11 protein-coding genes are annotated in these 11,935 nt (G+C 39.1%); 5 read left to right on the forward strand and 6 right to left on the reverse strand.

Annotated elements, in window-relative coordinates; genetic code table 11:
* Position 1 precedes the first annotated feature (1 nt).
* The gene (locus tag MmiHf6_RS09225; RefSeq protein ID WP_316557499.1) at positions 2-1,054 is read right to left on the reverse strand and encodes an archaeosine biosynthesis radical SAM protein RaSEA; all 1,053 of its coding nucleotides are present in this window, start codon (positions 1,052-1,054) and stop codon (positions 2-4) included.
* 456 nt (positions 1,055-1,510) lie between these two features.
* On the opposite strand from MmiHf6_RS09225, the gene MmiHf6_RS09230 reads away from it, so the two are divergent.
* On the forward strand, positions 1,511-1,708 hold the full coding sequence (locus MmiHf6_RS09230; RefSeq protein ID WP_316557500.1) for a hypothetical protein: 198 nt from the start codon (positions 1,511-1,513) through the stop codon (positions 1,706-1,708).
* 115 nt (positions 1,709-1,823) lie between these two features.
* Here MmiHf6_RS09230 and guaA read toward each other — a convergent pair whose 3' ends face one another.
* Positions 1,824-2,738 (reverse strand): glutamine-hydrolyzing GMP synthase, encoded by a 915-nt coding sequence (guaA, locus tag MmiHf6_RS09235; RefSeq protein WP_316557501.1) that lies wholly within the window; start codon positions 2,736-2,738, stop codon positions 1,824-1,826.
* Positions 2,739-3,080: 342 nt separating this feature from the next.
* Here guaA and MmiHf6_RS10240 point away from each other — a divergent pair, with 342 nt between their 5' ends.
* From MmiHf6_RS10240 to MmiHf6_RS09250, 4 genes are all read left to right on the forward strand, one after another.
* On the forward strand, positions 3,081-3,782 hold the full coding sequence (locus MmiHf6_RS10240; protein ID WP_420891304.1) for a prepilin peptidase: 702 nt from the start codon (positions 3,081-3,083) through the stop codon (positions 3,780-3,782).
* A 124-nt stretch (positions 3,783-3,906) separates the two neighbouring features.
* Entirely contained in the window at positions 3,907-5,124 is a 1,218-nt protein-coding gene (locus MmiHf6_RS09240) for a GNAT family N-acetyltransferase (protein WP_316557502.1), read from the forward strand.
* Complete coding sequence (locus tag MmiHf6_RS09245) at positions 5,121-5,411, forward strand: hypothetical protein (protein WP_316557503.1); 291 nt, start codon at positions 5,121-5,123, stop codon at positions 5,409-5,411. Before MmiHf6_RS09240 ends, MmiHf6_RS09245 begins: the two co-directional genes overlap by 4 nt.
* On the forward strand, positions 5,398-5,562 hold the full coding sequence (locus tag MmiHf6_RS09250; RefSeq protein WP_316557504.1) for a hypothetical protein: 165 nt from the start codon (positions 5,398-5,400) through the stop codon (positions 5,560-5,562). The genes MmiHf6_RS09245 and MmiHf6_RS09250 overlap by 14 nt, the downstream gene beginning before the upstream one ends.
* Positions 5,563-5,611: 49 nt before the next feature.
* Here the strand turns inward: MmiHf6_RS09250 and recQ are convergent, their stop codons facing one another.
* From recQ to MmiHf6_RS09270, 4 genes are all read right to left on the reverse strand, one after another.
* Complete coding sequence (gene recQ, locus MmiHf6_RS09255; protein WP_316557505.1) at positions 5,612-8,185, reverse strand: DNA helicase RecQ; 2,574 nt, start codon at positions 8,183-8,185, stop codon at positions 5,612-5,614.
* Positions 8,186-8,602: 417 nt separating this feature from the next.
* On the reverse strand, positions 8,603-8,797 hold the full coding sequence (locus tag MmiHf6_RS09260) for a 30S ribosomal protein S17e (RefSeq protein WP_133517497.1): 195 nt from the start codon (positions 8,795-8,797) through the stop codon (positions 8,603-8,605).
* A gap of 410 nt (positions 8,798-9,207) precedes the next feature.
* Positions 9,208-10,731: a hypothetical protein gene (locus tag MmiHf6_RS09265; protein ID WP_316557506.1), complete on the reverse strand. Its 1,524-nt coding sequence runs from the start codon at positions 10,729-10,731 to the stop codon at positions 9,208-9,210.
* 435 nt (positions 10,732-11,166) lie between these two features.
* Positions 11,167-11,916: an MBL fold metallo-hydrolase gene (locus MmiHf6_RS09270; RefSeq protein ID WP_316557507.1), complete on the reverse strand. Its 750-nt coding sequence runs from the start codon at positions 11,914-11,916 to the stop codon at positions 11,167-11,169.
* Between the last annotated feature and the right edge of the window lie 19 nt (positions 11,917-11,935).

Here is an 11,935-nt window from a genome sequence, read left to right on the forward strand (position 1 = left end):
ATTAATCCAAAATAGGCGCGCCGAATGTGAAATCATCCAACAGGAGTTCTTTTTCCCAAAGCAATTTGCAATCGCAGTCAACGTTTTCAAGCGTTTTGACATCCTGCGTGATTGAAAATTCGCGGATCATATCGGCAACATCTCTGCTGCAAATTTTACAATTGCGCGGACCGCGTTTCGCGCCGGCGCCGACGGGATCTGACATCAAATACAAATCCGGATGTTTGATTTTGGCTTCTTTTAAAATTTTGACAATACTCCAAAGCCATGGCGGGCGGAATTCTTTGTTTTCCCAGAGTTTTTCAACAAATGTTCCGTTTTGAACATTGCACAAATTGATTGAAACCGTTTCGGCATAAGGCGCGACATCATCAATGCTTTTTAAAATATCTTCCATCGCTTCCTTTTCCGACAAAAACGGCGGTTTAAGCATCAAATAAGCTTTCGTGAAAATGCCGTTTCGCTTTGCGATTTCAGCCGCATTTTTGAATTTTTCAAAAGTAAAGCCTTTATTGATCGATTCGCGGCGGATTCTGTCGTTTGTGGTTTCAAGTCCGTAAGCGTATTCCAAAGGCTTGCCGTTCATCACGGACAAACACTCTTTTGCGGCTTCATCGGTTACAAATTCGGGACGGGTTTCGGCAAGAACGGCAACGATTCTGTCATCATCCGCGAGTTTCTTTAAAATCCGTTTTCGAAGATCGGGAGATATTTCGCGCTCATGCAAGAAACTTCCCGATGTGAAAATTTTAACCATGAATTTTTCAAGCTTTCTTCTCTCCACCTGTTCCAGCGCTTTATCAAGCTGCATTATAATGTCGTCATCGGAAGGCTCGCCTGTCGAACTGTCGTAAACGTAGCCGCACATCGTGCAGCCGCCTTGTTTTCCCCAGTAACAGCCGGAGGTTTGGAAAATGATTGTCATGACGTCGACGACTTCGCCGCGCAGATTGTCTTTGCCGAACCAAAACGCTGCCGGCTCGTCATAAGGTTTTGATTTGATCCGCTGACGATTGCGGATTTCAAGAACGGTTTGATTGAGAGACATAATCATTCGATAATCCTGAAAATTTGAATAAATTTGATAACTTGATAATGATAACTTGATAATGATAACTTGATAATGAAAATTTGATAATTTGTTAACTTGAAACTTGATACTTTTAAATTTAATAACTTGATACTTGAAAATTTAAAATTTTAAACTTTAAAACTTGAATCTACACTTCAAAAGAAAAACAGAGATAAAACGCTATCGTTTTACATTCGTTTTCTTTTGAAGAAAAATTAATTTTGTCTAATTCGTGTCTGACTGCAATGAATTTAATCAAAGCGGCAATGGTCGCGTTAACCAATTTCTCTCATTTTCATAATGAGCAAACTTATTTATATTCATAAATTTTTATTAATTAATAACTCTGGTTTTATAAATTTAAATCTGATATAATTGCAGAGTTTTATTTTACTTATTGTTTAAAAATGATTTATTAAAAAAGAGAAGGAGATTATTATGGCAAAAAGCAATTCCAAAAAATCAGCAGCAACTGATAAAAAAACACAAGGCAAAATGAAGAAAAACATTGACAAAATCAACAAATCCATCAACAGTGACATCAAAAAGATGGACGCCAGAATCAAAAAGATGAATGATAAAATCAATAAAGAAATCAAAAAGATGAACGATAAAGTGAATAAATTAGCCAAATGATCTTTTTTCAGTTCAAACAATTTCTTAATTTTTAATTTAAATTATTAAATGTAAATGAGGCAAATTTTGTCTCATTTTACAATTCTCTTTTGTGTGTGTTTTTTAAGATTTTCAATTACTCAAATTCAATCGTTCCAGGCGGTTTGGGCGTCACGTCATAAACAACGCGGCACGCATCGGGAATTTCTGTTGTGATTCTTTCCTGAATTCTTTTCAAAATCGGATACGGAACTTCCAAAGGCTCGGCGGTAATCGCGTTGTTTGAATCAACGATTCGAACAGCGATGATCCAGCCGTAAACGCGCTTTTCATTTTTTTGTCCCGTTCCTTTTCCGATGACGGCGGCAAGCGCCTGCCACGGTTTGAGCGCCTCCATGACTTCTTCTTCAACGATTGCGTTTGCTTCGCGGGCGGCGGCGACTTTTTCGCGCGTTGCGAGTCCGCAGGCGCGGACAGACAGTCCTGGACCGGGAAACGGCATTCTCTCGGAAAGCGCAACCGTCAGACCAAGCTCGCGCCCGACTTCGCGGACATCATCTTTGTACAAATAATAAAGCGGCTCGATAACGCCTTTAAATTCCATTTTCTCAGGCATGCCGCCGACATTGTGGTGCGCTTTGATTCCTTTTTCGGATTCCAAAACATCGGGATAAATCGTTCCCTGAATGAGATAATCGGCGTTGCTTTTCTTGGCTTCTTCTTCAAAAACGCGGATGAAGGTTTCGCCGACAGCTTTTCTTTTCAGTTCGGGATCTTCAATTCCTTCAACCGCTTCAAAAAAACGGTCGCTTGCATCGATCACTTTGACATTCATATGGGAAAATGCTTCTCTGACCTGCTCAGGCTCCCCTTTTCTCATGAAACCCGTATCAATAAAGATCGGAAGCAATCTGTTGCCGATGGCGCGGTAAGCAAGCTCGGCGCAGACGGAGCTGTCAACGCCGCCTGAAAGCGCGATGAGAGCGGTCCCGTCAACCTGACTTTTGATCTTTTCAACTTCCGTTTCAATGAATTCTTTTACATTTTCCATTTCAAAAAACTCCCGATATCCGTCATGTGCTTATGCTTTAGAGTTATAATTGTGTGAGAAATCTATTATATGCTATTATATGAACGTTTTTGTAAATGTTTTTTCATTAAATTTATCTTAAATTTTACAACGAAATTTCAATTGTTGCAATAATTTTTATGATTTTTAATTCAAATTCGTTTTATTCAAACAAATTCTATTCAAACACTTTTTATTCAAACAAATTCTATTCAAACACTTTTTATTCAAACAAATTCTATTCAAACACTTTTTATTCAAACTCATTCTATTCCTTTTGAAAATATTAAAAATGTTTATCCGTTCTTTGTTTTTGATCTTTTCATGATTCTCGTCGAAATTTTTCCGGAGCTTTTGTCAATCATTTTTATTTTAAAATCATTCGCTCTTTTGCTTTTCCTTCTCATTGCTTCAATTCACGATGTTCTCGTAAAGCGTGTTCCCGACGGGATTTGGTTTATCGGGTTTGCTTCAATTCTTCCGACAATCATTTTTGAAATATTTCTCATCGGTTTTTCTCAATTACTTGATATTTTGATTTCATTCGGTTTTTTCTTTTTGTTTTCTCTTGTTTGTTTTTCTCTTCGATTTTTCGGCGGCGCGGACTGCAAAGCCTTTCTTTTTCTTTCCATTCTCTTTCCGTTTCAATTCACTTCTCTTTTTTCATTCCAATCGGTTCAGCTTTTCCCGTTTTCGTTTCAATCCGGTCAAACTTTTCCGATTCAGTTTCATTTTGATTATTTCTTTTTTTCTCTTCCTTTTTCCGTTTTATCGAATTCTTTATTACTCTCACTCATTTTCTCGGCATTTTACATTCTTATCGGATTCAAACTCCTCAGTCATCCGATTTTTTTCAAGCGCCCCGTTTCATTTTCATCAAATAAAATTAAAATTTCAATTTCCGACGCTTTGAAACTTCGGGTTCCGTTTTTGCCGTCGATCACATTCGGTTTTATTTTGGCGCTTTGTGACATCAATTTGTTTTTTTCATTATTTTCTCTGTTTTCAATTTTCTTTTCGTTCTGAATTTTTATATACTTCTTTGAATGAATTATATATCAGCGAAACAGAATTTAATAAAATCAAATAAATTAATCAAATACTCAAATAAAATCAAAAAACATCAAATTTTTGAAAAACAGGTGTTACAATGGATGAAAACAAAGTCAAAAACCGTCTTGAACTGCGCTCGGTTGAAATGAAAGATCTTGATCAGTTTAACGAGCTTTTGCGCTATGTTTTTCAAGTCACGAACCGCGATCTACAAAGAAGCGGCTACAAAGAAGGCGAACTCGCCCGCTCCAAAATGCCGGTTCTTCGCGAATCCGAAGTTTTCGGCTGGTTTGACGGTGACAAACTCGTTTCACAGCTTTCGATTTATCCGCGCCGCGTCAATGTCCACGGCAAAATTTATGAAATGGCCGGCTTGACCGGTGTCGGCACGTATCCCGAATACGCAAATCTGGGTCTCATGAGCGATTTGATAAAAATCGCGCTGATCAAAATGCGTGAATCCAATCAATGGATTTCTTATCTTTATCCGTATTCCATTCCTTTTTACAGAAAAAAAGGCTGGGAAATCATTTCCGAGCACATGACTTTTAACATCAAAGACACGCAGCTTCCCAAACACGTTGATGCGCCGGGTTTTGTTGAAAGATTAGATGTCGATAATCCTGACGTTATTCGAGTTTATGACAGTTTTTCCCGCAAAAATCACGGCGCCATGATTCGAAGTGAAGCGGCTTGGGAAGAATATTGGCGCTGGGAAAATGAAGAAGAAAGGACAGCCGCCGTTTATTATGATGCAAAAGACGAGCCGACAGGTTTGCTTTTCTATTGGGTCGCCGATGATATTTTTCATGTCAAAGAAATGATTTATCTCAATCAAGAAGCCCGGCACGGTCTTTGGAATTTCATTTCCGCGCATTATTCGATGGTCAACGTTGTTCAGGGAAATATTTACAGCAACGATCCGATTGCTTTCCTTTTGGAAGACAGTCAAATAACAGAGACGATTGAACCGTATTATATGGCAAGAATCGTGGATGTTCAAAAATTCCTTGAAAATTATCCGTTTGACGACACGAGCAAACCTTTTCATTTCATCGTTGAAGACCCGATTGCCGAGTGGAACAACGGCATTTTCGGCATTTTATGGAATGATGACGGAAATGTTCAAATTTCAAACGACAAAATCGGAAAACCCGTTAAATTAAATATTCAAACGCTGACGGCGCTTTTAATGAGCTACAGAAATCCATCTTATTTTGATGAAATCGAAAGATTGGAAACGGACGCGGAAACATTGAAAATTTTGAATCAAATCATTCCCGATCAGCAGCCTTATTTTTCGGACTATTTTTGAAAAAAAATTTTGCTCGCGTCAGCCTGACGGCTGCCTCTCACAAAATTTCATCGGGCAGTTGGAAGGTGGTGTTCGTAAAAAATCGCTTCGCGATTTTTCAGGCTTCGCCTGTTTGCAGTTGGAGTGAGGTTTGTGTTTGCAAATTTTGCTCGCAACAGCCTGACGGCTGCTGCTCACAAAATTTCATGGCGGGAGGAGGGCGGTTTGTGTTTGCAGTTGGAGTGAGGTCTTTGTTTGCAGTTGGAGGGTGGTGTTTGTTTGCGCTTGGAGGTGGTGTTTGTTTGTAGCGGGAGGGCGGTTTGTGTTTCCGCGTGGAAGGAGGTGTTTATGAAAAATCGCTTCGCGATTTTTTCGCCATCTTTCCGCCGTCTTAGCAGCCGACCGCCGCACGCGTTCGCAGCATTCTTTAATAATTTTGTCAAAAAAGCTTCCCGCTGATTTAATAATTCAACGAAAAACATCGTCCGTTTTTCAAAAAAATTAAAAATCATTTCCGATCTTTTTTCATTTCCGCAATCAAAAGCGCTTTCATCAATCGAATTTCTTCTTCGGAACATTTCGAATCCGTTTTTTCAATCACAACCGAATTCATCAGTTTTTCCGTGAATTCAATCTGTAATTTTTCAATCGTTTCCGTTATTGCTTTTTGTTTTTGATTGTCGATCAAAACATCCAAATTGTCAATCATTCCCAAAGCAATCAGCGTTTCCAATTGTTCAACGATTCGTAAAACAGAAACGCCTCTGATTTCCGAAATTTCGCTGACGGAAAGTCCCTGTGAAAACAGGCTTTGTGTTTTCTTCAATTCATCTTCTGAAATCGAATCTGTTTCAATCGGCTCGGAATTAACAGTTGGATTGGTTTGACCGGTTTGAACGACTTGAACAGAAACCGGCATTGGTGCCGTTGTCGGCATCGGTGACTCGACTTCTCCGATGTAGTCGCTGATTTCGTTAATAAACAAGCCGCCGTATTTCTGAAGTTTATACTCGGCAACGCCCGCGATTTTTAAAAAAGCGGCTTCATCCGTCGGAAAATCCGTTGCCATTTGGCGAAGGCTCGTATCCGCGAAAATAATGTAAGGCGGCAAGTTTTTGTCATTTGCGATTTGTTTTCTCAAATCTCTCAAACGATTAAACAAAACAGCGTCAAACTTTCCTTTTTCAATACTTTTCGGGACTGCTGTTTTCGATTTTGTTTTCTTTGAAGCTTCCGTTTTCTCTTGTTTTTGTTCTTCCGTTTCAAAAGTTTTTTGAATCACAGACGGTTTCGACGATTCGGTTGATTTGGATTTTGCCGGTTTTATATATTCATCAATACCGTCTGCTAAAATCGATTTTCTGCCGCCGTAAACGATTGAGCCGCCGGAATTTTCGGCAAAATCATCTCTTTCAATAATTTCATTTTCAGATTCATAATCGTCATCATCTGTCACAAAAATGTCTTCGGTTTCATCAACAAAAGCGCCCGCGTTTTCGCCAGTTTCGGAAGCGGCTCCCGGAAGAACAGTTCGCCCTTTTGAAATCCTTGAAATCGGTGCTTCGGTCAGTTCCACCGTCAATTCGCCCGCCAATATTTTTCGGCTGCTCGGGTTCAGTTTCACAATCGGATAACGCTCGCCGCTGACGCTTAAATATCCCGACTGAATCAATTCATTGCCGATTCTTTTCCAGTCATTTTTTGAAAGATGTTTGCCGGCGCCGTGAATCGGCAGTTTATCATGACGCTTGTCTTTGATTTTTTGCGTTTTTGAACCGTACAAAATATCCACAATATGAGACATACCGAAATATTGCCCGCTCTGCTTCACGCATTCCAAAATCAGCTGCGCTTCCGCCGTGTTGTCCACTTTCGTTCTCGGGTGGAAACAGGAATCGCAATTGTTGCACGACTCTTTGATATCTTCGCCGAAATAGCGCAAAAGAACATTGCGGCGGCAGTCCGTGCTTTCACAGTAACTGATGATTTGAGACAATTGCTGAAACGCCAAATCCCTTTCCTTTTTACTCGGCTTCTTTTCAATCAAAAAACGGATTTTGTGCCAGTCGCCGCGGCTGAAAAACAAAATACATTCGCACTCCAGCCCGTCTCTTCCGCCGCGCCCCGTTTCCTGGTAATAGCTTTCCAAATTTTTCGGCAAATCATAATGAATCACAAAACGGACGTCGGGCTTGTCAATGCCCATGCCGAAAGCAACGGTCGCGACAATAATGTCAACATCGTCATGAATGAATTTGTCCTGATGGCGCGCGCGTTTTTCATCAGAAAGGCCGGCGTGATACGGAAGCGCCGAAAAACCAAGTTTATTGAGACGCGCCGCCAGCTTTTCAACAGCGTCGCGGCTTTGGCAATAAATGATTCCCGATTTGCTGCGGTTCTTTTTGATATAACCTTCCAGCTGCTCCATCACGTCTTTCTTTTCAACGATCTGGTAAGAAAGATTGGGGCGATTGAAGCTGGAAATTTTAATGACAGGATCCTGAAGTCTCAAAACATGAACAATATCTCTTCGAACGCGCTCGGTCGCGGTTGCCGTGAGTGCTGCGATGCAGACGCCCGGAAATTTGTCGCGCAATTCCGACAGTTTTCGATATTCCGGGCGGAAATCGTGCCCCCATTCCGAAACACAATGCGCTTCGTCAATTGCGAAAAGACTGATTTTCGTTCTTTTTAAAAGTGAAAGCATCGAAGACATCATCAAACGTTCGGGCGCGACATAAAGAATTCTTAAATCACCGCTTAAAAGGCGGTTTTTCACGTCAGCGCTTTCCGATTCCGAAAGCGTGCTGTTCAAATACGCGGCGGAAATGCCGTTTGAAACCAAACTGTCCACCTGATCTTTCATAAGCGATATCAGCGGTGAAACGACAACAGCGGTTCCATCTTTCATCAGCGCCGGAATTTGATAACAAAGAGATTTTCCACCGCCGGTCGGCATCAAAACAAAAACGTCGCGATCATTCAGAATCGCCTCAATCACTTCTTCCTGATTCGGTCGAAATGAAGTGTAGCCGAAGTTTTTCTCAAGGACCGTTGTCATTTCTTTGTGTGATGCTGCCATTTTTCTAAACCTGTTTTCGTTTCGATTGATTCAATTTTTGTTTGAATATTTTGTTTGAATAGTCTGTTAAGTTGATTTATTTTTGGATTTAAAAGAGTCAAACTATTAAAAGGACTTTGGCTTGGGGAGTGAAAGTATTCGTAAGCGGTGACAAGTCAAAATATATAGCCGAAGCTGTTTTGATTTTGATTCCGAATAATTTTGAATAAAATTAAAAATAATAATGAAAGTAATAAATTGGAAACTTACAGTGAAAATTAACAGTGAAAGTTAATCGGAATAACAATGAAAAGTAATGATGGAATGTATTGAAAAGTAATGATAAATGTATTGAAGAGTAACGATAAATGTAAAAAAGAAGTGAAATAAACTTGAAGCTTTGCTTCAAGTCCGTCGCCGCTTCAAACGCGCCTGAAATCAGTATTTGGGTGCGCGTCTGACTTTTCTTGTGACGTATCCGGCAACTTTGTTGCGGATGGTCTTGCTTTCGATTGTTGTGTATTTGGTCACAAGTGCTTTGTTTTGGTCAAAGTCTTCTGTGAAAACGTCACCGTAGTTGTTTAAAAGTTTGAATGAAATTGTTTTGATATTGGAGTGTCTAATATTTCCCATGTTGATCCTCTCTGATTTTTTATTTTTATGTAATATTTTTTTAATTATTGTTTGTTTTTAATTATTTTTTATTAATTATTTAATTCATTTAAGACAATTTACGTTTGTTCGTGCCGTTTTTATTTTTAATCTTCAATAAGTGAATTTTAATCTTCAATAAGTGAATGATCGTGAAATAATAATCAATGATTTAAAATGTGAAATATTTAATGATGCGTCCGATGCATCTGATTTCTGATAAATCATATTGAAAGTTTACGATTGAAGGGTTCGTTTTGATTTATACTTTTTGCAAAGCTCATTTAAGGTTTGCTCAAATATTTTTCTTTATTTAAATAAATTCCGTTCTCAATAAAACAGAAAACCCTTCAATTTTTAACTTTCATTTTTAATTATGATTTAGTATATGTTTAGTATATGAAATCCATGATCCGTTTTTTTGCTCCGCTCTTTTCTTTGTCGTCGCCTTTTGCGCCGATTCTGTAACCTGAACTCGACTTCGCCTCATTTCCGTAACTGACGAAATTTCCGCTCTTGGTTATGTTTTTTTTCCCGAAATCAATTATGGCTCCGTCTTCAAAAGTCACGTCATTTTCGCTTTCCATGACTTCGGCTCCTTCAAACGGTTCGCTTTTTGAAGTTATTCCGCCGTAAACATCTTCTTCGATGCCGTAATTACTTTCTTCAATACCGTAATTGTTTTCATCGGTACTGTAAATTTCTTCTCCGGTGCCGTAAACTTCATTTCCGTCTCCGATGCTGACAATTTCATCATCGTCATACTCGGACGCATCTTCATCGGAAGCCGTTATTTCTTCAGTTATGTTTTCATAACCGCCGAAATTGTTGTTCTCGGGCGGATTTTCATCTGTCACTTCTTCAATATCCGCTTCTATAGGTTCATTTTCATAAAAAGTGATGTTTCCGAGTTCGATCATCTCTTTTTTGTTCTCCGTCTTGACTTCATACTCAACGGTCGATTTTACATATTCTTCTTTAATTGAGTATTCCCGAAGCGATTTTTTATCTTCGGCATCCAATTGTCTGAGTCTTTTTTGAACCAAAACCGATTTTCTTCTAAGCTCTTCTGAAAGCATATTTTCACAGTTTTCAGATCTCAGAGGCGTTAACAGTTTCAGCTCATTTCCTCTGATGATATGTTCGGTCAAAACGATACTGATCTCATTGATTTTTTCATCGACAAAAACCGTTCTTCCGGTTCCGTTTCGAATCGATTCGGCATATTGCGCTTCGATATTTTTGGCAATGGATTCTTTAATGTTATCAAGCATCAATTCATCAATCTGTTTTTCCAATTCGATCAGCTTTTTGTTTCCCAAATACGAATCGACAACGTCTCTTGTGATGAGTTTTCTTGTCAAGTAAGCGCCAAACACATTCAATCCTGTTTTTGTTGATTCGGCCAAATCTGCGGCAATATCTTTTCCGATTTCAAAAATGACTTCTGCCGATCCGTTTTGAATTTCGACGAGAGAGATGTCTTCGGGGCATTCTGATTTCAATAAAGAGTTGTATGTCAAAAGCGCCCGGTTCCAATGATACAAGGAGTCCGCGAATTTTTCTAAACGGGTGTTTGTCTCAGCGTCTTTGAACACAAGCGAAACCAACGCCTGAGCGTTTTCCGATTCGATTTCTTCATTTTCGACATATTTCAGAAAAATCTCGTTGAGTCCTTTTATTTCCTGTTCATTTTTCTCGATTTTGTTCAACAGGTCTTTTACAATATGCTGGAAATCCTGATAATATGCGTCTGCATCGATTTCCGTATTTTCATCCAACTCTTCCAGTTTACTCTTTGCTTTTGAGTCGGTAAACGGTTTCGTTTCTTTTAATATCAGCAGCAAATCAATGTCAATCTCGTTATCTTCAATTTCTTCCAATGTATTTCGAATTTTCATTGAAAGATCTTTCATAAAAGTCAGATTCTTATTCTGAGGCTGCTGAATGGCTTGTACATAGTCTTGTAAATCTCTTTTAAATCCGGACCTGATGACAAAATCCTGAAAGAGATTTATTTTCGATACTAAATTTTCGATATTCATAGCTATCCCTACACACTAAATAATAACACATAGAACCAATGAATTGAATTCAGCTCTCCCTACTAAAAGCCAATTTCATTTAATTGGTAAAAATTATTAAATGCAAATAGTATACAAATAAACTTTATTTAAAAGTTATCGCTGAATTTATCGGAGATTCAGTTTAATGTTCAGTTTAATGTTTACTTGAGATTCAGTTTGATGTTTCGTTTGAGACTCATCTCGGGGTTTAGCTTGATATTCAATTTGAGATTTGCCGGCAATTTAACCTGACGCTTCATCTGATTTTTATTCAAAATCTGATTTTTATTTAAATATGAAGCAAAGTCCGTCATACCCGAGCGGAAGCTTCTTCGCTTCTTCATCATGCGGCCCGTAAAAATGGCTCAAATGTGTTAAAACAGTCTGCTTCGCATGAATTTTCTCGGCGATTTCAAGAGCTTCTTTTGAATTCATATGCTTCGTGACGTTCATCGTTTCGGGAACGATTGCGTCAACAATGAATAAATCAGGATTTTGCATATATTCCAGACTTTTTTCAGAAATCGTCTTTTCGGAATCGCCGCTGATAATTATTTTATGCTTTCCGTCCGAAATCATGACGCCTGCCGGATGTTTTTCGGGAAAATGGACGACTTCAAACAATGAAAATTCAAGACCGATCAAAGAGAACGGTTCATAAAAATTGACGTAATGTTTAACAGGTTCAATGAAATGAACCATTTCAGTGATGTAATCCACCGTGTCTTTAAAACCGTAAACATCAACATCGCGTTGAACGCGGTAAAATTCGGGAAAACCGCCGTAATGATCATAATGCCCGTGCGTCCAAATCACGCCGTCAATATGTCCGATATCGGCTTTCAAAAGCTGCGCGCGCATGTCGGGGCTTGTGTCAATGAGAACATTTCCCTGTTCGGTTTGAACCAAAACAGAAAAACGGGTTCGATTGCTTTTTGTTCCGCGCTTCGCGTCCGTACATGAAGCGCAAGAACAGCCGATCGTCGGCGTTCCCGGGGCATCTCCCGTTCCCAAAAGCGTAATTTTCATTGACATCTTTTCCTATGTCTCTTCT

It is taken from the genome of Methanimicrococcus hongohii, from assembly GCF_032594095.1.
GTDB lineage: Archaea > Halobacteriota > Methanosarcinia > Methanosarcinales > Methanosarcinaceae > Methanimicrococcus > Methanimicrococcus hongohii.